Raw genomic sequence first — 25,826 nt, forward strand, 5'->3', positions numbered from 1 at the left:
CGGCCCCGGGGCCCGCCCCGCGCGCCGCCCGGCCCCGGCCCGTGGCCCCGCCTCCCGCGCCCCCCGCGGCATCCGGCTCGGCAGCCCCCGCCCCCGGCTGCGCCTGGTCGGACTCGCCCTGACCCTGGTGATGCTCGCCTTCGTCGTACGACTGCTCCAGGTGCAGGCCGTGGACGCGAGCGCGTACGCCGCCAAGGCCGACCAGAACCGCTATGTGGGCCGCACCCTGGCCGCCGTGCGCGGTGAGGTCACCGACCGCGGCGGGGTCGAGCTGGCGACCAGCGTGGACGCGTACGACATCATCGCGGACCCCACGCTGTTCACCCCTGAGGCCACCAGGACGCCGGACGCGCCCGGGCAGGCCGCCGCGCTCCTCGCCCCGATCATCGGCCAGGACACCGCCGAGGTCACCGCGAAGCTGAAGACCCCCCACACCCGCTATGTCCTGCTGGCCCACCGCCAGACCCCCCAGGTCTGGAACCAGATCAAGGACCTGAAGAACACGCTCGCGGTCAAGGCCGGGACCGACCGCAACACGGTCAACGTGCTCGCCGGTGTCCTCGCCACGCCCACCAGCAAGCGCGTCTATCCCAACGGCGACCTCGCCGCCGGGATACTGGGCTGGGTCAACGCCGAGGGCAAGGGCGGGGGCGGCGTCGAACAGCAGCTGAACAAGGAGCTGGCCGGCAAGGACGGCAAGATCCGCTACGCCCAGTCCGGCGGCCGGCTGGTGCCGACCGCGGGCTCGGCCGAGACGCCCGCTGTGGCCGGCACCGACGTGGAACTCACCATCGACCGCGACATCCAGTGGGCCGCCCAGAACGCCATCACCGAACAGGTGAAGAAGTCCAAGGCGGACCGCGGCTATGTGGTGGTGCAGGACACCCGCACCGGCCAGATCCTGGCCATGGCGAACTCACCCGGCTTCGATCCCAACGACCTCTCCAAGGCCAGTCCGGCGGCGCTCGGCAACGCGGCCCTCCAGGACGCCTACGAACCCGGCTCCACCGCCAAGGTCATGACGATGGCCGCCGTGCTCCAGGAGAACGCCGCCACCCCCATGACCCGTGTCACGGTGCCCAACCGGCTGCACCGCGGCGACCGGCTGTTCGCGGACGACGTCGACCATGCGACCTGGTACCTCACGCTCAACGGCGTGCTGGCCAAGTCCAGCAACATCGGCACCATCCTGGCGGCCGGCCAGCTCGGCAAGACCCAGGAGGCGGCCAACCGGGTCCTCTACTCGTATCTGCGCAAGTTCGGCATCGGGGAACCCACCGGACTCGGGTTCCCGGGCGAGACCAACGGCATCCTGGCGCCGCCCGGCAAGTGGTCGACGTCCCAGCAGTACACGATTCCTTTCGGCCAGGGCGTGTCGATCAACGCGGTGCAGGCCGCGTCGGTCTACTCGACCATCGCCAACGGCGGGGTCCGCGTCGAACCCACCCTGGTGCGTGGCACGAAGGGTCCGGACGGCCGCTTCACACCGGCACCGAAACCCGAGGAGAACAGGGTCGTCAGCGCGAAGACGGCGAAGACCCTCGCCCAGATGCTGGAGTCCGTCGTGGACGACGAGCAGGGCACGGGCATCAAGGCGCGCATCCCCGGGTACCGGGTCGCGGGCAAGACGGGTACGGCCAACCGCGTGGATCCGGCCACCGGCAAATACCGCGGATACACGTCTTCCTTCGCCGGGTTCGCGCCCGCGGACAACCCCCGTGTGACCGTCTACTGCGCCATCCAGAACGCCACCAAGGGCAGCTACTTCGGCGGCCAGATCTGCGGCCCCATCTTCAAGCAGGTCATGGAGTTCTCCCTGAAGACCCTCCAGGTCCCGCCCACCGGGGCCGAGGCCGCGAACCTCCCCGTCACGTTCACCCCGTGATCAGCACCACGGAAGAGACCGACCAGGAACCAGCTCGTGACAACGATCACTCCCGACCCCCGGAACCACACCCCGCCGACGCCCCCGTCCTCGCCGGACCGCGCTGAGCGCGGGCTCCTTTTTAGCTCCGGCGGGGGTACGCCCGGTACGCTCACCGCCGTGCCACACGCTGATCAGTCCCAAACCACCCAGAAGGCCGCTTCCGTGACATATCCGGGACCGCCGCGACCGGTTCACGTCTCCGCCGTACCCCTCGCGGAGCTGGCCGATCAGCTGGGCGCCACCGCCCCGGAGCCGCCGGCCGGCGCCGTCGAGGTCACGGGCATCACCCATGACTCACGTGCCGTCCGCCCCGGTGACCTGTACGCCGCCCTGCCCGGGGCGCGCCTGCACGGCGCCGACTTCGTCACCCAGGCCGCGAGCCTCGGCGCGGTGGCCGTGCTGACCGACCCGACGGGCGCCGAGCGTGCCGCCGCCACCGGGCTGCCGGTCCTGGTGGCCGACGACCCGCGCGCCCGGATGGGCGAGCTGGCGGCCACGATCTACGGCCACCCGGGCCGCCATCTGCTCCAGATCGGCATCACCGGCACCTCCGGCAAGACCACGACCGCGTACCTCGTCGAGGGCGGTCTGCGAACGGTCCGCTCCACCGGACTGATCGGCACCGTCGAGATGCGCATCGGCGACGAGCGCATCAAGTCCGAGCGCACCACGCCCGAGGCCACCGATCTGCAGGCCCTGTTCGCGGTCATGCGCGAGCGCGGGGTCGAGGCGGTCGCCATGGAGGTCTCCAGCCACGCGCTGGTCCTCGGCCGCGTCGACGGCTGTGTCTTCGACATCGCCGTCTTCACCAACCTCAGCCCGGAACACATGGAGTTCCACTCCGACATGGAGGACTACTACCGGGCCAAGGCGCAGTTGTTCACCGAGCGGCGCAGCCGGCGCGGCGTGGTGAACCTCGACGACGAGTACGGCCGCCGGCTGGCGAAGGAGGCCGGCGTGCCGGTCGTCACCTTCTCGGCCGAGGGCCACCCGGACGCCGACTGGCGCGCCGAGGACGTACGGATCGGCCCGATGGACGCCCTGTTCACCGCGGTCGGCCCCGAGGGGCAGCGGATCACCGCGCGGTCGCCGTTGGCCGGTCCCTTCAACGTGGCGAACGCCCTCGCCGCGATCGTCGCCCTCGCCGCGGCCGGTCTGGACCCGCAGACCGCCGCCGACGGCGTCGCCGCCGTGCCGGGCGTCCCGGGGCGCCTGGAGCGCGTGGACGCCGGGCAGCCCTATCTCGCGGTCGTGGACTACGCCCACAAGACCGACGCCGTCGAGTCCGTGCTGCGCGCCCTGCGCAAGGTCACCGAGGGCAGGCTGCACGTGGTGCTCGGCTGCGGCGGCGACCGGGACACCACCAAGCGCGCCCCGATGGGGGCCGCCGCCGCCCGGCTCGCGGACACGGCGGTCCTGACCTCCGACAACCCTCGCTCCGAGGATCCCCTGGCGATCCTCGCCACCATGCTCCAGGGAGCGGCGTCCGTACCCGCACACGAACGCGGCGAGGTGCAGGTCTTCGAGGACCGGGCCGCCGCCATCGCCGCCGCCGTGGCCCGCGCGCGGCCCGGGGACACCGTGCTGGTCGCGGGCAAGGGCCATGAGCAGGGCCAGGACATCGCCGGGGTGGTCCGTCCGTTCGACGACCGCCAGGTGCTTCGCGAAGCTATCCAGAAGACCCAGGGATGAACTTGTGATCGCCCTCTCCCTCGCCGAGATCGCAGAAGTCGTCGGCGGGCAGACGCATGACATACCGGATCCGTCCGTCCAGGTCACCGGACCCGTCGTCCGGGACTCCCGCGAGGTGGAGCCCGGCGCCCTCTTCGTCGCCTTCGTCGGCGAGCGCGTGGACGGGCACGACTTCGCGGACGCGGTCGTCCGGGCGGGAGCCGTCGCCGTGCTGGCGTCCCGCCCCGTCGGCGTGCCCGCGATCGTCGTGGACGACGTCCAGGCCGCCCTCGGCGCCCTCGCCCGCCATGTCGTCCAGCGGCTCGGGGCGACCCTCGTGGCGCTGACCGGCTCCGCGGGCAAGACCAGCACCAAGGACCTCATCGCCCAGGTGCTCCAGCACAAGGCGCCGACCGTGTGGACGCCCGGCTCGCTCAACAACGAGATCGGGCTGCCGCTGACCGCGCTCAGCGCCACCGAGGAGACCAGGTTCCTCGTCCTGGAGATGGGCGCGCGCGGAATCGGCCACATCCGCTACCTCACCGACCTGACCCCGCCGAGGATCGGCCTGGTGCTCAACGTGGGCACCGCCCACATCGGCGAGTTCGGCGGCCGGGAGCAGATCGCCCAGGCCAAGGGCGAACTGGTCGAGAGCCTGCCCTCCGAGGACGAGGGCGGCATCGCCGTCCTCAACGCCGACGATCCGCTCGTACGCGCCATGGCGTCCCGTACGAAGGCGAAGGTGACGCTTTTCGGAGAGTCCGACGAAGCGGACGTACGCGCCGAGAATGTGCGACTCACGGACAGTGGACAGCCGGCCTTCAGCCTTCGCACACCCTCCGGGTGCAGCGATGTGACCATGCGCCTGTACGGTGAGCACCACGTGTCGAACGCGCTCGCCGCGGCCGCCGTCGCCCATGAGCTGGGCATGTCTGCGCAAGAGATCGCCACCGCGCTCTCCGAGGCGGGCTCCCTCTCCCGCTGGCGTATGGAGGTCACCGAGCGCCCGGACGGCGTGACGATCGTCAACGACGCCTACAACGCGAATCCCGAGTCCATGCGGGCCGCCCTGCGCGCCCTGGCAGCCATGGGCAAGGGACGACGGACGTGGGCGGTGCTCGGCAAGATGGCCGAGCTCGGGGACGAGGCGCTCGCCGAGCACGACGCGGTCGGACGGCTCGCCGTCCGGCTCAACGTCAGCAAGCTCGTCGCGGTCGGGGGCAGGGAAGCGTCCTGGCTGCAACTGGGCGCATACAACGAGGGTTCGTGGGGTGAGGAGTCGGTGCACGTGTCCGACGCACAGGCGGCGGTCGACCTGTTGCGCAGCGAGTTGCGCCCGGGAGACGTCGTACTCGTGAAGGCGTCCCGGTCGGTCGGGCTCGAGAGCGTGGCGCAGGCGCTGCTCGAGACCGGTGCCGAGGGTGAGGTTGCCGTCCGATGATGAAGCAGATCCTGTTCGCAGGAGTCATTGGTCTGTTCCTCACCCTGATCGGCACTCCGTTGCTGATCAAGCTGCTCGCCCGCAAGGGCTACGGTCAGTACATCCGTGACGACGGGCCGCGCGAGCACGCCAGCAAGCGCGGTACGCCGACCATGGGTGGCATCGCGTTCATCCTGGCGACGATCGCAGCGTACTTCCTGTCCAAGGTGATCACGGGCAAGCCGCCGACCTTCTCCGGTCTGCTGGTGCTCGGCCTGATGGGCGGCATGGGCCTCGTCGGGTTCCTCGACGACTACATCAAGATCGTCAAGCGGCGCTCGCTCGGTCTGCGGGCCAAGGCGAAGATGGCCGGCCAGCTGATCGTCGGTATCGCCTTCGCCGTGCTGGCCCTGCAGTTCGCCGACGCCCGCGGCAACACCCCGGCCTCCACCAAGCTGTCCTTCGTGCAGGACTTCGGCTGGACCATCGGCCCGGTGCTCTTCGTGGTCTGGGCGATCTTCATGATCCTCGCCATGTCGAACGGCGTGAACCTCACCGACGGTCTCGACGGCCTGGCCACCGGCGCCTCGGTGCTCGTCTTCGGCGCCTACACGTTCATCGGCGTCTGGCAGTTCCAGGAGTCCTGCGCCAACGCGCAGACCCTGACCAACCCGGCCGCCTGCTACGAGGTACGAGATCCGCTCGACCTGGCGGTGGTCTCCTCCGCGCTGATGGGCGCCTGCCTCGGCTTCCTGTGGTGGAACACCTCGCCCGCCAAGATCTTCATGGGCGACACCGGATCGCTGGCCCTGGGCGGCGCGCTCGCCGGTCTCGCGATCTGCTCCCGCACCGAGCTGCTGCTCGCGCTGCTCGGCGGTCTGTTCGTCCTGATCACCATGTCGGTGGTCATCCAGGTCGGCTCGTTCCGGCTGACCGGTAAGCGGGTCTTCCGGATGGCGCCACTCCAGCACCACTTCGAACTCAAGGGCTGGTCCGAAGTCCTCGTCGTGGTCCGTTTCTGGATCATTCAGGGCATCTGCGTCATCGTGGGACTCGGCATCTTCTACGCGGGATGGGCAGCGGAAAAGTGACCGACTGGCAGGGGAAGCACGTCACCGTCGCGGGGCTCGGCGTCTCCGGCGTCCCGGCGGCCAAGGTGCTGCACGGGCTCGGCGCTCGCGTGACCGTCGTCAACGACGGCGACGACGAGCAGGCCCGGGCGCAGGCCGCGGAGCTGCGGGCGCTCGGCATCACCGTGCGCCTGGGCGACGGAGCGACCCTGCCGGAAGGCACCGAGCTGATCGTCACCGCGCCGGGCTGGAAGCCCGACAAGCCGCTGTTCACCGCCGCCGCCGAGGCGGGCGTCCCGGTCTGGGGCGACGTCGAGCTGGCCTGGCAGCTGCGCGAGACCCCCTCGGGAAGACCGGCCGTGCCCTGGCTCGCGGTCACGGGCACCAACGGCAAGACCACGACCGTGCAGATGCTCGCCTCGATCCTCAAGGCCGCGGGCCTGCGCACGGCCGCCGTCGGCAACATCGGGGTCTCGCTGCTGGACGCCGTCCTCGGCGAGGAGCAGTACGACGTCCTGGCCGTGGAGTTGTCGAGCTACCAGCTCCACTGGGCGCCCTCGCTGCGCGCCCACTCCGCCGTGGTGCTCAACCTGGCGCCCGACCACCTCGACTGGCACGGCTCCATGGAGGCGTACGCCGCCGACAAGGGCCGTATCTACGAGGGCAATCGGGTCGCCTGCGTCTACAACGTCGCCGACAAGGCGACCGAGGACCTGGTGCGCGAGGCGGATGTCGAGGAGGGCTGCCGGGCCATCGGCTTCACGCTGGGCACGCCCGGTCCGTCCCAACTCGGCGTGGTGGACGGCATCCTGGTCGACCGCGCCTTCGTCGAGGACCGGCACAAGAACGCCCAGGAGCTCGCCGAGGTCTCCGACGTGAACCCGCCGGCCCCGCACAACGTCGCCAACGCCCTTGCCGCGGCGGCCCTCGCGCGCGCCTTCGGGGTGCCCGCCCATGCCGTACGGGACGGACTGCGGTCGTTCACCCCGGACGCGCACCGCATCGCGCATGTGGCGGACGTGGACGGGGTCGCGTACATCGACGACTCCAAGGCCACCAACACGCATGCAGCGGAAGCCTCGTTGGCGGCGTACGAGTCGATCGTGTGGATCGCGGGCGGGCTCGCCAAGGGCGCCACCTTCGACGAACTGGTCGCGGGTGCGGCGAAGCGGCTCCGGGGGGTCGTGCTCATCGGCGCGGACCGCGCGCTGATCCGTGAAGCCCTCGCGCGACACGCGCCGGAAGTACCCGTCGTCGACCTCGAACAGACCGACACTGGGGCGATGCGTGCGGCTGTGCGGGAGGCGCGGCGGCTGGCCGGCCCCGGCGACACGGTGCTGCTGGCACCGGCCTGTGCCTCCATGGACATGTTCGCCAACTACAACAAGCGCGGCGACGCCTTCGCGGAGGCGGTTCGCGAACTCGGCGCCACCGGCGCCTGACGGCGGGGCTCGGCCACGGCGGGTGCTTCGGGACCCTTGGAGGGACGCGTGACTCGGAAGCGGCCGGGGCGTCGCCCGCGGCTCTCCGCCGGTGGCACGGGACCGTGTGCGGGACGCGCTCCCACGGCAGGGAAGTGAGCATCGATGCCAGGCAGCCGTACGAGCCGTCCGCCCGCCCAGCGCGCCCCCAAGCGGCCCCCCGCGGCCCGTTCCTCGCGCGAGAACCCCCTCACCCGGTTCGTCACACGGGCGCGGCGCGCCTGGGACCGGCCGCTCACCGCCTACTACCTGATCCTCGGCGGCAGCCTGCTGATCACGGTGCTGGGCCTGGTGATGGTCTACTCGGCCTCGCAGATCACCGCGTTGCAGATGTCGCTGCCCGGGTCGTACTTCTTCCGCAAGCAGTTCCTCGCGGCCTCCCTCGGCGCCCTGCTGCTGCTCCTCGCGTCGCGGATGCCGGTGAAGCTGCACCGCGCGCTGGCCTATCCGATCCTGGCCGGAGCCGTCTTCCTGCTGGTCCTGGTGCAGGTGCCGGGGATAGGAGTGGCGGTCAACGGCAACCAGAACTGGATCTCGCTCGGCGGCTCCTTCCAGATCCAGCCCAGTGAGTTCGGCAAGCTCGCCCTGGTGCTGTGGGGAGCCGATCTGATCGCCCGCAAACAGGACAAGCGCCTGCTCACCCAGTGGAAGCACATGCTGGTGCCGCTGGTCCCCGTGACCTTCATGCTGCTCGGGCTGATCATGCTGGGCGGGGACATGGGTACGACGATCATCCTGACCGCGATCCTGTTCGGGCTGCTGTGGCTGGCCGGAGCGCCCACCCGGCTGTTCGCCGGGGTGCTGGCCGTCGCCGCGGTGCTCGCCGCCATCGCCATCGAGACCAGTCCGCACCGCCTGAACCGGCTCGCCTGCATCGGCGCCACCGACCCCGGACCGAACGACATCTGCTGGCAGGGCGTGCACGGCATCTATGCGCTCGCGTCCGGCGGAATCTTCGGCTCCGGCCTGGGTGCCAGTGTGGAAAAATGGGGCCAACTACCCGAAGCGCACACCGACTTCATCTTCGCCGTCACCGGTGAGGAACTGGGCCTCGCGGGGACACTGTCGGTGCTCGCCCTCTTCGCGGCTCTAGGCTATGCGGGTATCCGCGTGGCCGGACGCACGGAGGACCCCTTCGTGAGGTATGCCGCGGGAGGCGTGACGACCTGGATCACCGCACAGGCGGTGATCAACATCGGTGCGGTGCTCGGTCTGCTGCCGATCGCCGGCGTCCCGCTCCCGCTGTTCTCCTACGGAGGGTCCGCCCTGCTGCCGACCATGTTCGCCATCGGGCTGCTGATCGCCTTCGCGCGCGACGAACCCGGTGCACGGGCGGCGCTTGCGTTGCGGCAACCTCGCTTTGGTAGAAAGCGGGCGGGAGGCTCCGGGTCTGACCGGGGGCCTCGGAGATGGAACACGATGCGACGGCGTGCCTCGGCGGCGCGCTCGTCCGGAGAGCGGTGAATTTCGGTGCATGTCGTACTCGCCGGTGGGGGGACCGCCGGCCACATCGAGCCCGCGCTCGCCCTCGCGGACGCCCTGCGCAGGCAGGACCCGACGGTGGGGGTCACGGCCCTGGGCACGGAGCGCGGCCTGGAGACCCGGCTCGTTCCCGAGCGGGGCTATGAACTCGCGTTGATCCCCGCGGTCCCCCTGCCGCGCAAGCCGACCCCCGAGCTGATCACCGTCCCCGGGCGGCTGCGCGGCACGATCAAGGCGGCCGAGCAGATCCTGGAGCGCACCAAGGCGGACGTCGTCGTCGGCTTCGGCGGCTACGTGGCGCTGCCCGGCTACCTGGCCGCCAAGCGCCTCGGTGTGCCGATCGTGATCCACGAGGCCAACGCGCGGCCCGGCCTGGCCAACAAGATCGGCTCGCGCTACGCGGCCCGGGTCGCCGTCTCCTCGCCGGACAGCAAGCTGCGCGGCGCACGCTACATCGGCATCCCGCTGCGCCGCTCCATCGCCACCCTGGACCGCGCCGCCGTGCGCCCCGAGGCCCGCGCCGCCTTCGGACTCGACCCGAACCTGCCGACCCTGCTGGTCTCCGGCGGTTCGCAGGGCGCCCGCCGGCTCAACGAGGTGGTCCAGCAGGTCGCCCCGTACCTTCAGCAGTCCGGTATCCAGATCCTGCACGCGGTCGGCCCGAAGAACGAATTGCCGCAGGTGCACCAGATGCCGGGGATGCCCCCCTACATCCCGGTACCGTATGTGGACCGGATGGACCTCGCGTACGCCGCGGCCGACATGATGCTCTGCCGCGCGGGCGCGATGACCGTCGCCGAGTTGTCCGCCGTCGGGCTTCCGGCCGCCTATGTCCCGCTGCCGATCGGCAACGGTGAACAGCGGCTGAACGCCCAGCCGGTGGTCAAGGCCGGTGGCGGACTGCTGGTCGACGACGCGGAGCTGACGCCCGACTGGGTCCAGCAGAATGTGCTCCCCGTGCTCGCCGATCCGCACCGGCTGTACCAGATGTCCCGCGCCGCCAGCGAGTTCGGCCGCCGGGACGCCGACGAGCTGCTCGTCGGCATGGTGTACGAGGCGATCGCCTCGGCACGGGCCGCCGGCTGACCCGGAGCACGGGTGGGGCGAGCGAGTCGAAGGGGCGCCTGAGCGCCCCGGTGGGGGGCTCCCCGGCCGACGGCCGGGGGAGGACCGGGCCAGGAAACGGAGGGCGCGTGGCCGGACCGACGACCGCCGAGCGGGACAGGCGGCAGCAACGGGAGTCCGGCCCGCCCTTGCCGCCCCGTCTCGGGCGGCTTCGTCGCCTTCGTATGCTCATCGTCCTTTTGATTCTGCTGGTGTTGGTGAGCGGCGGCTCCATCTGGCTGCTGTACGGCTCCTCCTGGCTGCGCGTGCAGCGGGTCTCCGTCTCCGGCACCCGTGTGCTGACCCCGGCGCAGGTGCGCGACGCGGCCGGTGTGCGGCGCGGTACGCCGCTCGTCTCCCTCGACACCGGTGCCATCGAGGCGCGGCTGCGCCGGAGGCTGCCCCGGATCGACACCGTGGACGCCGTCCGCGCCTGGCCCCACGGAATCGCACTGAACGTGACCGAACGCACCCCGGTCCTGCTCATCCGGGACGGTGCGAAGTATGTCGAAGTGGACCGGGAAGGCATGCGGTTCGCCACGGTCGCGCAGGCCCCGAAGGGGGTCCCCGCGCTGGAACTCGCGCCGTCCCCGGCGTCCGGCCCCCAGCGCTTCGGCACCGACCGGTTGGTGCGTGAGGCGGTCCGGGTGGCCCAGGCCGTTCCGGCCGCCGTCGCCCGCGGTACCCGTGCCGTCAAGGTCCGTACCTACGACTCCATCTCATTGGAGTTGGGTGACGGCCGGACCGTGCTGTGGGGCAGCGGGGACAAGGGCCGCGCGAAAGCGGTGACGCTGACCGCACTGATGAAAGCCGCGCCCCACGCACGGCACTTCGACGTCAGTGTCCCCACCGCCCCTGCGTCATCGGGCAGTTGACGCACATCTGCGCAGGCCAGCACCCTGGTTGGGCACTGCTACGGCTGATCACATAGGGTGAAAAGAAAAACGGGAGGTTCGGCGTGTTCGTTGTACGCGCGCCACTTGTCGACTTAGTGTCCTGTTCGGAAGAGTCCAAGGAACAGACACACTGGTAACCCTAAACTTCAGGGTGAGGGTTCGGGTCGGCGTTCGGACCGTCCCATTCGGCATCTGCCGTCGGACCGCGGGACACCCGCGGGGCGCCGGCAACGTAATTCGAGGCGAGAGGCCTTCGACGTGGCAGCACCGCAGAACTACCTCGCAGTCATCAAGGTCATCGGTGTCGGCGGCGGTGGTGTCAATGCCATCAACCGGATGATCGAGGTCGGTCTCAAGGGCGTCGAGTTCATCGCCATCAACACCGACGCGCAAGCTCTGTTGATGAGCGACGCCGACGTCAAGCTCGACGTCGGCCGGGAACTCACCCGCGGACTCGGCGCCGGCGCCAACCCGGCCGTCGGCCGCAAGGCCGCCGAGGACCACCGCGAGGAGATCGAGGAGGTCCTCAAGGGGGCCGACATGGTCTTCGTGACGGCCGGTGAAGGCGGCGGCACCGGCACCGGCGGCGCGCCCGTCGTGGCCAACATCGCGCGCTCCCTCGGCGCCCTCACCATCGGTGTGGTCACGCGCCCGTTCACCTTCGAGGGACGCCGCCGCGCCAACCAGGCCGAGGACGGCATCGCCGAACTGCGCGAAGAGGTCGACACCCTCATCGTCATCCCGAACGACCGGCTGCTGTCCATCTCGGACCGCCAGGTCTCCGTGCTCGACGCGTTCAAGTCGGCGGACCAGGTGCTGCTCTCCGGTGTCCAGGGCATCACCGACCTGATCACCACCCCCGGCCTGATCAACCTGGACTTCGCCGACGTCAAGTCCGTCATGTCGGAGGCCGGTTCGGCCCTCATGGGCATCGGCTCGGCCCGCGGCGACGACCGCGCGGTGGCCGCGGCCGAGATGGCGATCTCCTCGCCGCTGCTGGAGGCATCCATCGACGGTGCGCGCGGTGTGCTGCTGTCCATCTCCGGCGGCTCCGACCTCGGCCTCTTCGAGATCAACGAGGCCGCCCAGCTGGTGAGCGAGGCCGCGCACCCCGAGGCCAACATCATCTTCGGTGCCGTGATCGACGACGCCCTCGGCGACGAGGTGCGGGTCACCGTGATCGCCGCCGGCTTCGACGGCGGCCAGCCGCCCGCCAAGCGGGAGAACGTCCTCGGCTCGTCCTCGGCACGCCGCGAGGAGCCCGCCCCGTCCCGTCCCGCCGAGAGCCGCCCGTCCTTCGGCTCGCTGGGCAGCGTCACGCCGAAGGAGGCGCCGGAGCCCGCCCCGGAGCCGGTGAGCGAGCTGCCGGTCACTCCGCCTCCGATCCCGCCGTCCCGGACCTACTCGGACAGCGCGGCCGAGGAACTGGACGTACCGGACTTCCTCAAGTGATAGGACAGCGCGACAACGCGAGCGGCGCGCACTTCGCCTTCACCGACCGGTGGGGTGGGGTGAGCGCCGCTCCGTACGAGGAGCTCAATCTCGGCGGTGCGGTCGGCGACGACTCCGAAGCCGTGCGCACCAACCGGGAACTGGCCGCGAAGTCGCTGGGCCTGGACCCCGAGCGGGTGGTCTGGATGAACCAGGTGCACGGCCGGGACGTGGCCGTGGTCGACGAGCCGTGGGGCGCGCGGCCGGTGCCCGAGGTCGACGCCATCGTCACCACCCGGCGTGACCTCGCGCTCGCCGTGCTCGTGGCCGACTGCACACCCGTCCTGCTGGCCGACCCCGTGGCCGGGGTCGTGGCCGCCGCCCACGCGGGCCGGCCCGGCATGGTGTCGGGGGTGGTCCCCGCCGCCGTCCGCGCGATGATGGAACTGGGCGCCGAGCCGTCCCGGATCGTCGCCCGTACGGGACCCACGGTCTGCGGCCGGTGCTACGAGGTGCCGGAGCCGATGCGCACCGAGGTGGCCGCCGTCGAGCCGGCGGCGCACGCCGAGACGAGCTGGGGCACTCCCGCGGTCGATGTGGCCGCCGGCGTGCACGCGCAGCTCGACAGGCTCGGGGTGTGCGACCGGGCGCAGTCGCCGGTGTGCACGCGCGAGTCGGGCGACCACTTCTCGTACCGCCGCGACCGGACCACGGGCCGGCTCGCGGGATATGTCTGGCTGGACTGATGGGGCATGACGGACCGTAAGCAGCAAATCTCCGCAAACCTCGCCAAGGTCGAGGAGCGCATCGCGGCCGCCTGCCGGGCCGCCGGGCGCAAGCGCGAGGAGGTGACCCTGATCGTGGTCACCAAGACCTACCCCGCCGACGATGTGCGGATTCTGTCGGAACTCGGCGTGCGTGACGTCGCCGAGAACCGTGACCAGGACGCGGCGCCGAAGGCGGCCGCATGCTCGGACCTACCGCTTACATGGCATTTTGTCGGTCAGTTGCAGACCAATAAGGTGCGATCTGTGGTCGGTTACGCAGGCCTTGTGCAGTCCGTCGATCGTTCGCGGCTCGTCACGGCGCTGTCGAAGGAGGCCGTGCGCGCCGGTCGCGAGCTCGGCTGCCTCCTCCAGGTCGCCCTGGACGCGGACGAGGGCGGACGGGGGGAGCGGGGAGGCGTGGCGCCCGAGGGAATCGAAGAGTTGGGCGACCTCGTCGCCGAGGCCCCGGGGCTGAGGCTGGACGGACTGATGACCGTCGCGCCGCTCACCGGGGAGTACGCGGGGCGTCAACAGGCGGCGTTCGGGCGGTTGATGGATTTGTCGACCGACCTGCGCCGAGCCCATCCGGCTGCAACCATGGTCTCGGCAGGAATGAGTGCGGACCTCGAACAGGCCGTGGCGGCCGGGGCGACACATGTGCGCGTCGGCACTGCGGTACTCGGAGTCCGCGCCGGGCTCGGGTAACGTCGCCAAGAAGTCGGACCACAGCAGAAAATATGGTCATTACCGCTGATAGGCGGGCGAAACGACCTTGTGGATCGCGGGCACTTGGCGGTCGTCAGCGGATCCACCACAGAGCGGAGGACTCAGAGCATGGCCGGCGCGATGCGCAAGATGGCGGTCTACCTCGGCCTCGTGGAGGACGATGGGTACGACGGCCGGGGATTCGATCCCGACGACGACTTCGAGCCCGAACTGGACCCGGAACCGGAGCGGGACCACAGGCGGCACGAGCCGTCCCACCCGTCACACCAGACACTTCAGCCTCAACGGGATGAGTCGGTACGAGTGGTTCAGCCGCCGGCGCAGCGCGATCCGGTGTCCCATTCCTCTTCGCTGCCCGCGGAATCCGGGCGTCCTGCCCGGATCGCTCCCGTGGCATCCATCACACAAGAACGCCAGAGCCTGGAGAAGAGCGCACCGGTGATCATGCCCAAGGTCGTGTCCGAACGAGAGCCGTACCGGATCACCACGCTCCACCCCCGGACCTACAACGAGGCCCGTACCATCGGGGAACACTTCCGTGAGGGCACGCCGGTGATCATGAATCTGACTGAGATGGATGACACAGATGCGAAGCGACTTGTCGACTTTGCGGCCGGTTTGGTGTTTGGTCTTCACGGCAGTATCGAGCGGGTGACGCAGAAGGTGTTCCTGTTGTCTCCTGCTAACGTCGATGTCACGGCGGAGGACAAGGCCCGCATCGCAGAGGGCGGGTTCTTCAACCAGAGCTGAGACGCACGACCGGAAAGAGCAAGGAACAGGGGAGAGGGCAGCACGGATCATGGGCGTGTTCCTGGAGGTTGTCTACATCGCGCTGATGTGCTTCCTCGTCGTGCTGATTTTCCGGTTGGTCATGGACTACGTGTTCCAGTTCGCCCGCTCATGGCAACCCGGCAAGGCGATGGTGGTCGTTCTCGAGGCCACCTACACTGTCACTGATCCACCGTTGAAGCTTTTGCGGCGGTTCATCCCGCCGCTGCGTCTCGGGGGCGTGGCGCTCGACCTGTCCTTCTTCGTACTGATGATCATCGTCTACATCCTGATCTCCATCGTGGGGAATCTCGCGAGGTGAATGTGGACGATACGGTCTTGCCGACTGCCGATGACTACGTTGAGGTGAAGAGATGCCGTTGACCCCCGAGGACGTGCGGAACAAGCAGTTCACGACCGTCCGCCTCCGAGAAGGCTATGACGAGGACGAGGTCGATGCCTTCCTCGACGAGGTCGAAGCCGAACTGACCCGCCTGCTCCGGGAGAACGAGGACCTGCGTGCCAAGCTGGCCGCGGCGACCCGTGCCGCCGCGCAGAACCAGCAGAACATGCGGAAGCCTCCGGAGCCGCAGGACCAGTCGCAGGGGATGCCTCAGCAGGGCATGCCCCAGCAGGGGATGCCTCAGCAGGGGATGCGCGGTCCTGGCGCTCCTGTACCCGCCGGCATATCGGGTCCGCCGCAGCAGCAGATGGGTGGCCCCATGGGTGGCCCGCCCCAGCTGCCGAGCGGTGCCCCGCAGCTGCCTGCCGGCCCCGGCGGCGGTCAGGGTGGTCCCCAGGGGCCCGGCCCGATGGGGCAGGGTCCGATGGGGCAGGGTCCGATGGGGCAGGGTCCCATGGGCCAGGGTCCGATGGGCCAGGGTCCGATGGGCCAGGGTCCGATGGGCCAGGGTCCGATGGGACAGGGGCCGATGGGGGGTCAGCCCCCGATGCAGCAGCAGATGGGTGGCCCCATGGGCGGTCCGATGGGCGGCCCCATGGGAGGTCCGGGCATGCCCGGTCAGGGTCCCGGCGGCGACAGCGCCGCGCGTGTCCTCTCGCTGGCCCAGCAGACCGCCGACCAGGCGATCGCCGAGGCCCGCTCCGAGGCCAACAAGATCGTCGGCGAGGCCCGCAGCCGCGCCGAGGGTCTGGAGCGCGACGCCCGTGCCAAGGCCGACGCCCTGGAGCGGGACGCGCAGGAGAAGCACCGTGTCGCGATGGGCTCCCTGGAGTCCGCCCGCGCCACGCTGGAGCGCAAGGTCGAGGACCTGCGTGGCTTCGAGCGCGAGTACCGCACGCGTCTGAAGTCCTACCTGGAGTCGCAGCTGCGACAGCTGGAGACCCAGGCCGACGACTCGCTGGCTCCGCCGCGCACCCCGGCCGCGCCGTCGCTGCCGTCGCCGTCGGCGCCCTCGATGGCTCCGGCGGGCGCGAGCGCCCCGTCGTACGGCGGCAACCAGACGATGGGTGGGGCTCCGGCTCCCTCCGCTCCGTCCTACGGCGGCCAGCAGCAGATGTCCCCGGCGATGACCCAGCCGATGGCGCCGGTGCGTCCGCAGGGCCCCTCGCCGATGGGCCAGGCGCCCTCGCCGATGCGCGGTTTCCTCATCGACGAGGACGACAACTGACGCCCTCGCGTCAGCCAGAGGAGTCGGCAGCGTTTCAGGGCGGGGCCCCGGATCGAGTGATCCGGGGCCCCGCCCTTGTGCTACGCGCGTTCGGGGTTTTTGCCCCGTCTGTTCGGCCGTGGGAGCGGCTGTGCGTGCGTACGCAACGCCGAAGGCCCGGGCCCACCGGATTTCTCCGGCGGACCCGGGCCTTTAATGCGGGCATCAGGCCTTGCGCAGGCGGAAGGCGAGGCTCAGGGAGTCGTCGGTGAACGGCTCGCCGTAGGTGTCGTCCGCCTCGCCCTGGGCGAACTCCGGGGCGAGGACCTCGTCCGCGATCAGTTCCGCGTGCTCGGTCAGGGCCGCGATGACCGCCGGGTCCGTCGAGGTCCAGCGGAGCGCGATGCGGTCGGCGACATCCAGGCCGCTGTTCTTGCGGGCCTCCTGGATCAGCCGGATCGCGTCCCGGGCGAGACCGGCCTGGCGCAGCTTCTCGGTGATCTCCAGGTCGAGGGCGACCGTCGCACCGGAGTCGGACGCCACCGACCAGCCCTCGCGCGGGGTCTCCGTGATGATCACCTCGTCGGGCGCGAGGGTGATCGTCTCACCGTCGACCTCCACCGCGGCCGTGCCCTCGCGCAGCGCCAGGGACAGCGCCGCAGCGTCGGCGGCGGCGATCGCCTTGGCCACGTCCTGGACGCGCTTGCCGAACCGCTTGCCGAGCGCGCGGAAGTTCGCCTTGGCCGTCGTGTCGACCAGGCTGCCGCCGACCTCGCTCAGCGAGGCGAGGCCCTCGACGTTCAGCTCGTCGGTGATCTGCGTGTGCAGCTCCGGGTCCAGCGTCTCGAAGCCGGCCGCCGCGACCAGTGCGCGGGACAGCGGCTGACGCGTCTTGACGCCCGACTCCGCGCGCGTGGCCCGGCCCAGCTCGACGAGCCGGCGCACCAGCACCAGCTGCTTCGACAGCTCCGGGTCGATCGCGGACAGGTCCGCCTCGGGCCAGGCGGCCAGGTGCACCGACTCCGGGGCGCCCGGGGTCACCGGCACGATCAGGTCCTGCCAGACCCGCTCGGTGAGGAAGGGGGTGATCGGGGCCATCAGCTTCGTGACCGTCTCCAGGACCTCGTGCAGGGTGCGCAGCGCGGCCTTGTCGCCCTGCCAGAAGCGGCGGCGGGAGCGGCGGACGTACCAGTTCGACAGGTCGTCGACGAACGCCGACAGCAGCTTGCCGGCGCGCTGGGTGTCGTAACCCTCCAGGGCCTCGGTCACCTGGTCGGTGAGCGCGTGCAACTCGGACAGCAGCCAGCGGTCCAGGACCGGGCGGTCGGCCGGGGCCGGGTCCGTCCCGCTGGGCGCCCAGCCCGACGTACGGGCGTACAGCGCCTGGAAGGCGACCGTGTTCCAGTACGTCAGCAGCGTCTTGCGGACGACCTCCTGGATCGTGCCGTGGCCTACGCGGCGGGCCGCCCAGGGGGAGCCGCCGGCGGCCATGAACCAGCGGACCGCGTCCGCGCCGTGCTGGTCCATGAGCGGGATCGGCTGCAGGATGTTGCCCAGGTGCTTGGACATCTTGCGGCCGTCCTCGGCGAGGATGTGGCCGAGGCACACCACGTTCTCGTACGAGGACTGGTCGAAGACCAGCGTGCCGACCGCCATCAGCGTGTAGAACCAGCCGCGGGTCTGGTCGATCGCCTCGGAGATGAACTGCGCCGGGTAGCGGCTCTCGAACAGTTCCTTGTTCTTGTACGGGTAGCCCCACTGCGCGAACGGCATCGAGCCCGAGTCGTACCAGGCGTCGATGACCTCCGGCACGCGCGTGGCCGTCTTGCCGCAGCCGTCGTGGCGGCAGGCGAAGGTGACCTCGTCGATGAACGGGCGGTGCGGGTCCAGGCCCGACTGCTCGGTGCCCGTCAGGTCGGTCAGCTCCGCCCGGGAGCCGACGACGGTGAGGTGGTTGTCCTCGCAGCGCCAGATCGGCAGCGGGGTGCCCCAGTAGCGGTTGCGGGACAGCGCCCAGTCGACGTTGTTGTTCAGCCAGTCGCCGAAGCGGCCGTGCTTGACCGTTTCCGGGAACCAGTTGGTCTTCTCGTTCTCCTGGATGAGGCGGTCCTTGATCGCCGTCGTGCGGATGTACCAGGAGGGCTGTGCGTAGTAGAGCAGCGCGGTGTGGCAGCGCCAGCAGTGCGGGTAGCTGTGCTCGTACGGGATGTGCTTGAAGAGCAGACCGCGCTGCTGGAGGTCCTCGGTGAGCTTTTCGTCCGCCTTCTTGAAGAAGACGCCGCCGACCAGCGGGACGTCCTCCTCGAAGGTGCCGTCGGGGCGGACCGGGTTGACCACCGGCAGGCCGTACGCGCGGCAGACCTTGAGGTCGTCCTCACCGAAGGCGGGGGACTGGTGGACCAGACCCGTACCGTCCTCGGTGGTCACGTACTCGGCGTTGACCACGTAGTGGGCGGGCTCGGGGAACTCCACCAGCTCGAACGGGCGTTGGTACGTCCAGCGCTCCATCTCGGCGCCGGTGAAGGACTGCCCGGTGGTCTCCCAGCCCTCGCCGAGCGCCTTGCCGACGAGCGGCTCGGCGACGACGAGTGTCTCCTCGCCGTCCGTCACGACGACATAGGTGACCTCGGGGTGTGCGGCGACCGCGGTGTTGGAGACCAGCGTCCACGGGGTCGTCGTCCAGACCAGGAGCGCGGCCTGCCCGGCCAGCGGACCGGAGGTGAGCGGGAAACGGACGTAGACCGACGGGTCGACGACCGTCTCGTAGCCCTGTGCCAGCTCGTGGTCCGACAGACCGGTGCCGCAGCGGGGGCACCAGGGGGCGACGCGGTGGTCCTGGACCAGCAGCCCCTTGTTGAAGATCTCCTTCAGGGACCACCAGACCGACTCCACGTACTCGGGGTCCATCGTCCGGTAGGCGTCGTCCAGGTCGACCCAGTAGCCCATGCGGGTCGTCAGCTCGGCGAAGGCGTCGGTGTGGCGGGTCACCGACTCGCGGCACTTCTCGTTGAACGCGGCGATGCCGTACGCCTCGATGTCCTGCTTGCCGCTGAAGCCGAGTTCCTTCTCGACCGCGAGCTCCACCGGGAGGCCGTGGCAGTCCCAGCCGGCCTTGCGGCCCACGTGGTACCCGCGCATCGTGCGGAAGCGCGGGAAGACGTCCTTGAAGACGCGGGCCTCGATGTGGTGGGCACCCGGCATGCCGTTCGCCGTGGGCGGGCCCTCGTAGAACACCCATTCGGGGCGGCCCTCGGACTGTTCCAGGCTCTTGGCAAAGATCTTCTGCTCGCGCCAGAAGTCGAGCACGGCGTGCTCGAGTGCGGGCAGGTCGACCTGGGCGGGCACCTGGCGGTACTGCGTCATGGATCTTCCTCCGGCGGACGTGCTGCCTTCCGTCGGAGGGACGAGAGCCGGGAATTCGGTGAATTCTCCGTACGCCCTGTGCGGCGCGCTCCCGCGGTACCACCCTCCTTGGCTCCCCGGTGCGCCCTGCGCTCCGGTGAGCCCCCTCATTGGGGTCGCGATGCCGGGTCTACCGGCCCCGTGCGGTCCCTGGGCGGGCCCGCTGTCCAAGGCTTTCTTCCGGCGGCTCCGGGGTGATCTTCACGTCGCGCTCACCCCCGGGCTCCCACCGTCCCCGGGTCGCTCTGGGCTGCGTACGCCGCTACTCGTCCCCATCCACGCTTTTCGCTCCGCCCAGTGTACGGCGCCGCACCCACGGCGGCCGACCGATTTTCCTTCTTCCCGGGCTTCCGGGGCATCACAGGCCGGGAAGCCCGGGGGCGCCGGGGTGACCCGAATGGCGAGGCGCGGGAATCCGGATCCCCGGGGCAGCGGTCCCGGCGGATTACCGGGCGGAGAGCTGGGCACAACGGATGCAGGCTCGTCACGCGGCACGCGCGGGGCGGGCGAATCGCTGGCGTGCCCCGTTGCCGCGGGCCAGAAGTCGATTTATCGTCCCAGCACGATTTGCGCGCGAGATCACAATATGTGAAGGGGCCGCGGCCATGGTGGCGAAAAAGACCGCCGTACAGCAGCCGTCGTTCGGCAGAACCACGGCTGCGACCGCCTCCGGCGGGGTGGCGGCCGCCAGGGATGTGAACGGCACGGACAACACCCACAGCGCATCGGCGAGGCGTACGGCCAGACCGGTGAAGGCGCTGCGTGCGGCCGCCGCCGGGGCCGGACGCACAAGGGCGGCCACGACCCCCGGGATCCCCGGGAGCGCGACAGCCGCGGGAAGGCCGGTGACCGGCAAGACGGCCGCCGGGACAACGGCTCGCACACAGGCGGCGGGCCTCGCGGAAAGGGCTTCGGCGGGAACCGCCGGGACGCCGGCCACGGCGAAGGCTCTTGCCCACGGGGCTGCCGCCGGGAAGACCGCAGCCATGAGGACGGGCACGACAAAGCCGGAAGCCACCGAGCCGGACGCCCGGGAGGCCGCGCGCGGGACGGCCTCCCGGAGGAAGGCCACCGGGGGGACCCCCGCGGACGGGGGCGCTTCCGGGAAGGCGCCCGAGAGGACGGCCGCCAGGGACGGGGCGGTCCGGGCGGCGGCCACCGGGAAAGCGGTGGTCAAGAAGGCGGCGGGGAAGAAGACGGCCGCTGGGAAAGCGTCGGCCGGGAAGAAGGCGGCGGCTGGGAGGACGGCAGCCGGGAAGGAGGCCGGAAAGACGGCCGCCGAGAAGGACGCCGGCAAGAAGGCTGCCGCAAAGACGCAGGCAGGCAAGAAGGCGGCGCCCCGTCAGGCGGTGGCCGGGAGGACCACGACAGGGAAGGCGGCCGTCAAGGAGACCGGTGCCCCACAGGCGCGGGCCGGGAAGGCCGCGACCGAGGGCAAGAAGCCCGGATCCGGGAAAGCCTCTTCGTCGAAGGCGACGTCCGGGAAGGCCGTGGCCGAGACCCGGGCGGCCCGGGAGAAAGGCGGTTCCGAGCGACCGGTGGCGCGGAGGGCCGCGGCCCGCAAGAAGGCGGCGGCGACCGCCACGGTCACCGAGAAGGCGGCAGGGAAGACCGTCGCCGACAGGGCGGCGACCGGCGCCGCCACCAAGAGGGCGGTGGTCGGGAAGAGCACCCCCACACAGAGTGCGGCCAAAAAGAGCACGGCCAAGAAGGCGGGCGCTGGCAAGGCCGCGGAGCAGACGGGAGCCACGACGGTGGTTGCGAAGAAGACTCCTGGCACGGCCACGACGGCGACGACCCCCACGGCGGTCCCCAAGGCGCGGATCGCCGCGGCGGAGGCCGGCGAACTGGCAGTGCGTCCCGGCGAGGCTCCGTGGACCCCCGAGGAGGTCGCCGAGGCACGCGCGGAGCTGGAGACCGACGCGGCGCGCCTGAGCGGCGAGATCGACGCGTCCGAGCAGGCGCTGGTCGGCCTGATGCGCGACTCCGGGGACGGCGCCGGCGACGACCAGGCCGACACCGGCACCAAGAACATCACGCGCGAGCACGAGATGGCGCTCGCCGCCAACGCGCGCGAGATGCTCGAACAGACCGAGCGTGCCCTGGACCGTCTCGACTCCGGTACCTACGGTCTGTGCGAGAGCTGCGGCAATCCCATCGGTAAGGCCCGTATGCAGGCATTTCCCCGCGCCACACTGTGCGTGGAGTGCAAGCAGAAACAGGAACGCCGGTAGTGGTGCCTCCTGAACGGCGGGTCCGGCCGGGTCGTGCCGTAGTCTCGTCCTCAGTCAGGCACCTAGGTTGAGGGACTCACGTGGCAGAGGCGGAGCGCATCATCGGTACGCCGGATATCCCAGACGCGGCGGGGGCCGGGCCCGAGAAGTCCGGCGCCCCGGCGCAGGATGCCGGGGCACGGACGCCGGGGGCCGACACCGCCGAGGCCCCGAAGGGCAGGCGCCGGATGGCGGCCCTGTTCGCGGTCGCCGCCATCGCGTATGCCCTGGACCTGGTGAGCAAGCTGCTCGTGGTCGCGAAGCTGGAGCACCACGCGCCGATCCAGATCATCGGGGACTGGCTGCGCCTGGAGGCGATCCGCAACGCGGGCGCCGCCTTCGGCTTCGGCCAGGCCTTCACCGTGATCTTCACGGTGATCGCCGCCGCCGTGATCGTGGTGATCGCCCGTCTCGCCCGCAAGCTCTACAGCCTGCCCTGGGCGATCGCGCTCGGCCTGCTGCTCGGCGGCGCCCTCGGCAACCTCACCGACCGGATCTTCCGTTCGCCGGGCGTCTTCAAGGGCGCGGTGGTCGACTTCATCGCGCCCAAGGGCTTCGCCGTCTTCAACCTGGCCGACTCGGCGATCGTCTGCGGCGGCATCCTGATCGTGCTGCTGTCCTTCCGGGGTCTGGACCCGGATGGAACGGTCCACAAGGACTGACCACCAGGACTCTCGTACGGCGTTGTCGGACCCGTCCGGCATACTCGACGAGGTGAGCACCCTTCCCGAGTTTCGTACCCTGCCCGTGCCCGACGGCCTGGAGGGCGAGCGCGTCGACGCCGCCATCTCCCGCATGTTCGGCTTTTCCCGTACCAAGGCCGCGGAGCTGGCCGCGGCGGGCAAGGTGCAGGTCGACGGCACCGTCGTCGGCAAGTCGGAGCGGGTGCGAGGCGGTGCCTGGCTTGAAGTGGAGATGCCGCAGGCGCCCGCGCCGGTGCAGGTGGTCGCCGAGCCGGTCGAGGGCATGGAGATCGTGCACGACGACGAGGACGTGGTCGTGATCGTCAAGCCGATCGGCGTGGCCGCGCACCCGTCGCCCGGCTGGTCGGGGCCCACCGTGATCGGCGGTCTCGCCGCCGCCGGCTATCGCATCTCGACCTCCGGCGCCTCCGAGCGTCAGGGCATCGTGCACCGCCTCGACGTGGGTACGTCCGGCCTGATGGTCGTGGCCAAGTCGGAGCGCGCGTACACCTCGCTCAAGCGCCAGTTCAAGGAGCGCACGGTCGACAAGCGCTACCACACGCTCGTCCAGGGCCACCCCGACCCGACCAGCGGCACCATCGACGCACCCATCGGCCGCCACCCGAACCACGACTACAAGTGGGCGGTCACGGCCGAGGGCAAGCCCTCCGTCACGCACTACGACCTCATCGAGGCGTTCCGCTCCGCCTCCCTGCTCGACGTCAAGCTGGAGACCGGGCGCACCCACCAGATCCGCGTCCACATGGCCGCCCACCGCCACCCGTGCGTCGGCGACCTGACGTACGGCGCGGACCCCACGATCGCCAAGCGGCTCGGCCTGACCCGGCAGTGGCTGCACGCGGTGCGTCTCGGCTTCGAGCACCCGGCGGACGGACAGTGGGTGGAGTTCGAGAGCGCCTACCCCGCCGACCTGCAGAAGGCACTGGACAAGGTGCGTGAGGAGAGCTGGGCATGACCGCCGCGTTCGAGGTGCGCCTCGCCGAGGACCCCGCCGACCGCGAGGCGTGCTTCGCGGTCCGCAAGGAGGTCTTCGTCCGCGAGCAGGGCGTCCCCGAGGACATCGAGTACGACGCCTACGACGCCGACGCCGTCCATGTGCTCGCGATACGGCAGGACGGGGTGCCGCTCGGCACGGGCCGGCTGCTGTACGGAGAGGCGGCCGCGGCGAAGAACGGCGGCGATCCGTCCGTGGGCTCCCTGGGGCGGCTCGCGGTCACCCGGGAGGCACGCGGTCTGGGCGTCGGCGCCGCGCTGGTGCGGGCGATCGAGGACGCGGCACGCGCGCGGGGCCTGACCGCGGTGGACCTGCACGCGCAGACCCACGCCCTGGGCTTCTACGAACGGCTCGGCTACACGGCGTACGGCCCGGAGTTCCCCGACGCCGAGATACCCCACCGGGCGATGCGACACCCCGTGTGACCTGGGGCGCCGGGGGCAGCCGACAGGGGTGAGATGGCAGGCTGGACCCCCGCCGTGTGAACGTCGAACCTCCCGGAGCGCTGACCGTGGATCAGTTGGCCCTGTTGCTCCTGCTGCTGCTCGGGGCCGTGGTGAGCGTCCCGGTGGGCGACCGGCTCGGGCTGCCCGCACCGGTGCTGATGACCCTGCTCGGGATCGCACTCGCGCTGCCCGACTTCGTGCCCAATGTGAACATCCCGCCGCAGCTGATCCTGCCCGCCCTGCTGCCGCCGCTGCTGTACGCGGCGGTGCGCCGGACCTCATGGCGGCAGTTCGCGGCCAACAAACGGCCGATCTTCCTGCTGGCCGTGGCGCTGGTGTTCGTCACCACGGTGTGCGTGGCCGCCGTCGCACACACCGTCGTGCCGGGGCTGCCGGTCGCGGCCGCGGTCGCGCTCGGCGCGGTGGTCGCGCCGCCCGACCCGGTCGCGGCGACCGCCGTCGCGGGACAGCTCGGACTGCCCCGCCGGCTGGTGTCGATCCTGGAGGGCGAGGGCCTGTTCAACGACGTCACGGCGATCGTGCTCTACCACGTCGCGATCGCCGCCGCCGTCACCGGAACCTTCTCGCTGCCGCGGGCCCTGCTGGAACTGGTGCTGTCCGCGGTCGTCGCGTTGCTCATCGGGCTGGCCCTCGGCTGGGTCGCCAACAAGCTGATCGGCCTGCTGGAGGACGCCACCCTGCAGGTGGGCCTGACGCTGCTGGTGCCGTACGCGTCCTATGTGCTGGCCGAGGAACTGCACGGCTCCGGTGTGCTGGCCGTGCTCGTCACCGCGCTGTTCCTGGCGGAGTACGCGAGCGACCCGGACGACGTCCTGATGCGCCTGGCCGGACACACCTTCTGGGACGTGGTGGACACCTTGGTCACGGGGGTCGCCTTCGGACTCATCGGGCTCGAACTGCACCATGCGATCCGGACCGCGGCCGGGCGGTGGGGCCAGATGCTCGGCTGGGCCGCCGCGATCGTGGCCGTCGTGGTGCTCGTACGGCTGCTGTGGCTGCTGCCCGCGACCTGGCTCACCAAGCGGCTGCACGCCCGGCGGGACTACGACGAGGAGATCCCCACGTCATGGCGGGAGACCGTGGTGATGTGGTGGTCCGGGATGCGCGGCGTGGCCTCGGTGGCGCTGGCCCTGGCCGTCCCGCTGACCATGGACGACGGTGCGCCCTTCCCCGACCGGGGCGAGATCGTCTTCATCGCCTTCGGGGTGATCATGGCGACCCTGGTGCTCCAGGGGCTGACGCTGCCGCTGCTGGTGAAGAGGCTGGGGGTACGCGCCGACACGGTCAGCGAGAAGGAGTTCGAACGGAGGCTGGCGGTCCGCGCGGCCAAGGCGGCGAAGCGACGGCTGAAGGAGATCGAGGAGGTCGAGGAGTTGCCGGAGGAGCTGTCCGAACAGCTGCTGCGGCGGGCGTTCGACATCGGTGCCCGCATCAGCCCCGATCTGGGCGACGAGGAGCGGCGCGAGGCACATGTACAGCGTGCTCAGCGGCTCAGGAGGCTGCGCAGGATCCAGGGGGAGATGCTGAGCGCGGCGCGCCACGAGGTGCTCGCCGCCCGCAGCGAACCGGGGGCGGACCCCGAGATCGTCGACCGGGTGCTGCGCCACCTGGACGTGCGCAGTCTGCGGTGACA

21 protein-coding genes are annotated in these 25,826 nt (G+C 70.8%); 19 read left to right on the forward strand and 2 right to left on the reverse strand.

The features are described 5' to 3' along the window. The 14 genes from AB0L95_RS08285 to AB0L95_RS08350 all read left to right on the forward strand — a co-directional run. Nucleotides 1-1,885 (forward strand): penicillin-binding protein 2 (locus AB0L95_RS08285; protein ID WP_365158794.1); only part of this gene is annotated, 1,885 nt, incomplete at its 5' end. A gap of 204 nt (nt 1,886-2,089) precedes the next feature. Then, complete coding sequence (locus tag AB0L95_RS08290; protein ID WP_365158797.1) at nt 2,090-3,619, forward strand: UDP-N-acetylmuramoyl-L-alanyl-D-glutamate--2,6-diaminopimelate ligase; 1,530 nt, start codon at nt 2,090-2,092, stop codon at nt 3,617-3,619. A 4-nt stretch (nt 3,620-3,623) separates the two neighbouring features. Beyond that, nucleotides 3,624-5,039, forward strand: a complete 1,416-nt coding sequence (gene murF / locus AB0L95_RS08295) for a UDP-N-acetylmuramoyl-tripeptide--D-alanyl-D-alanine ligase (RefSeq protein WP_365158799.1) — start codon at nt 3,624-3,626, stop codon at nt 5,037-5,039. Further along, nucleotides 5,036-6,109: a phospho-N-acetylmuramoyl-pentapeptide-transferase gene (gene mraY, locus AB0L95_RS08300; protein ID WP_311690864.1), complete on the forward strand. Its 1,074-nt coding sequence runs from the start codon at nt 5,036-5,038 to the stop codon at nt 6,107-6,109. The genes murF and mraY overlap by 4 nt, the downstream gene beginning before the upstream one ends. Then, on the forward strand, nt 6,091-7,530 hold the full coding sequence (gene murD / locus AB0L95_RS08305; protein WP_365158802.1) for a UDP-N-acetylmuramoyl-L-alanine--D-glutamate ligase: 1,440 nt from the start codon (nt 6,091-6,093) through the stop codon (nt 7,528-7,530). The genes mraY and murD overlap by 19 nt, the downstream gene beginning before the upstream one ends. 144 nt (nt 7,531-7,674) lie before the next feature. Beyond that, nucleotides 7,675-9,033 (forward strand): putative lipid II flippase FtsW, encoded by a 1,359-nt coding sequence (gene ftsW / locus AB0L95_RS08310; protein ID WP_365158804.1) that lies wholly within the window; start codon nt 7,675-7,677, stop codon nt 9,031-9,033. 6 nt (nt 9,034-9,039) lie between these two features. Continuing rightward, nucleotides 9,040-10,137 (forward strand): undecaprenyldiphospho-muramoylpentapeptide beta-N-acetylglucosaminyltransferase, encoded by a 1,098-nt coding sequence (gene murG / locus AB0L95_RS08315; protein ID WP_365158807.1) that lies wholly within the window; start codon nt 9,040-9,042, stop codon nt 10,135-10,137. Nucleotides 10,138-10,244: 107 nt separating this feature from the next. Continuing rightward, nucleotides 10,245-11,030 carry an FtsQ-type POTRA domain-containing protein gene (locus AB0L95_RS08320; RefSeq protein ID WP_365158810.1) on the forward strand — a complete coding sequence of 262 codons (786 nt, stop codon included), beginning with the start codon at nt 10,245-10,247 and terminating at the stop codon, nt 11,028-11,030. Nucleotides 11,031-11,309: 279 nt separating this feature from the next. Then, nucleotides 11,310-12,503, forward strand: coding sequence for a cell division protein FtsZ (ftsZ, locus tag AB0L95_RS08325; protein WP_365158813.1), 1,194 nt, complete (start codon nt 11,310-11,312; stop codon nt 12,501-12,503). Then, a complete protein-coding gene (gene pgeF / locus AB0L95_RS08330; RefSeq protein ID WP_365158816.1) occupies nt 12,500-13,228 on the forward strand; it encodes a peptidoglycan editing factor PgeF in 729 nt (242 codons plus the stop codon). Before ftsZ ends, pgeF begins: the two co-directional genes overlap by 4 nt. A 6-nt stretch (nt 13,229-13,234) precedes the next feature. Next, nucleotides 13,235-13,954: a YggS family pyridoxal phosphate-dependent enzyme gene (locus AB0L95_RS08335; protein WP_365158819.1), complete on the forward strand. Its 720-nt coding sequence runs from the start codon at nt 13,235-13,237 to the stop codon at nt 13,952-13,954. 129 nt (nt 13,955-14,083) lie between these two features. Then, entirely contained in the window at nt 14,084-14,725 is a 642-nt protein-coding gene (gene sepF, locus AB0L95_RS08340; RefSeq protein WP_365158822.1) for a cell division protein SepF, read from the forward strand. Nucleotides 14,726-14,774: 49 nt separating this feature from the next. Continuing rightward, nucleotides 14,775-15,065, forward strand: a complete 291-nt coding sequence (locus AB0L95_RS08345; RefSeq protein WP_234515022.1) for a YggT family protein — start codon at nt 14,775-14,777, stop codon at nt 15,063-15,065. A gap of 52 nt (nt 15,066-15,117) precedes the next feature. Further along, nucleotides 15,118-16,374, forward strand: a complete 1,257-nt coding sequence (locus AB0L95_RS08350; RefSeq protein WP_365158825.1) for a DivIVA domain-containing protein — start codon at nt 15,118-15,120, stop codon at nt 16,372-16,374. A gap of 204 nt (nt 16,375-16,578) precedes the next feature. Here the strand turns inward: AB0L95_RS08350 and ileS are convergent, their stop codons facing one another. Continuing rightward, nucleotides 16,579-19,716 carry an isoleucine--tRNA ligase gene (gene ileS / locus AB0L95_RS08355; protein WP_365158828.1) on the reverse strand — a complete coding sequence of 1,046 codons (3,138 nt, stop codon included), beginning with the start codon at nt 19,714-19,716 and terminating at the stop codon, nt 16,579-16,581. Between the two features lie 523 nt (nt 19,717-20,239). Further along, nucleotides 20,240-20,557 (reverse strand): hypothetical protein, encoded by a 318-nt coding sequence (locus tag AB0L95_RS08360; RefSeq protein WP_365158830.1) that lies wholly within the window; start codon nt 20,555-20,557, stop codon nt 20,240-20,242. 184 nt (nt 20,558-20,741) lie between these two features. Here AB0L95_RS08360 and AB0L95_RS08365 point away from each other — a divergent pair, with 184 nt between their 5' ends. From AB0L95_RS08365 to AB0L95_RS08385, 5 genes are all read left to right on the forward strand, one after another. Further along, a complete protein-coding gene (locus tag AB0L95_RS08365) occupies nt 20,742-21,989 on the forward strand; it encodes a TraR/DksA family transcriptional regulator (protein ID WP_365158833.1) in 1,248 nt (415 codons plus the stop codon). Between the two features lie 80 nt (nt 21,990-22,069). Then, entirely contained in the window at nt 22,070-22,690 is a 621-nt protein-coding gene (lspA, locus tag AB0L95_RS08370; protein ID WP_365158836.1) for a signal peptidase II, read from the forward strand. Between the two features lie 52 nt (nt 22,691-22,742). After that, nucleotides 22,743-23,687 (forward strand): RluA family pseudouridine synthase, encoded by a 945-nt coding sequence (locus AB0L95_RS08375; protein WP_365158839.1) that lies wholly within the window; start codon nt 22,743-22,745, stop codon nt 23,685-23,687. Next, nucleotides 23,684-24,151, forward strand: a complete 468-nt coding sequence (locus AB0L95_RS08380) for a GNAT family N-acetyltransferase (RefSeq protein ID WP_365158842.1) — start codon at nt 23,684-23,686, stop codon at nt 24,149-24,151. The genes AB0L95_RS08375 and AB0L95_RS08380 overlap by 4 nt, the downstream gene beginning before the upstream one ends. 86 nt (nt 24,152-24,237) lie before the next feature. Continuing rightward, a complete protein-coding gene (locus AB0L95_RS08385) occupies nt 24,238-25,824 on the forward strand; it encodes a Na+/H+ antiporter (protein ID WP_365159610.1) in 1,587 nt (528 codons plus the stop codon). The last annotated feature ends 2 nt before the right edge of the window (nt 25,825-25,826 follow it).

Origin of the sequence: Streptomyces sp. NPDC052036, assembly GCF_040680495.1 — a bacterium.
In the GTDB taxonomy this organism is placed as follows: Bacteria; Actinomycetota; Actinomycetes; order Streptomycetales; family Streptomycetaceae; genus Streptomyces.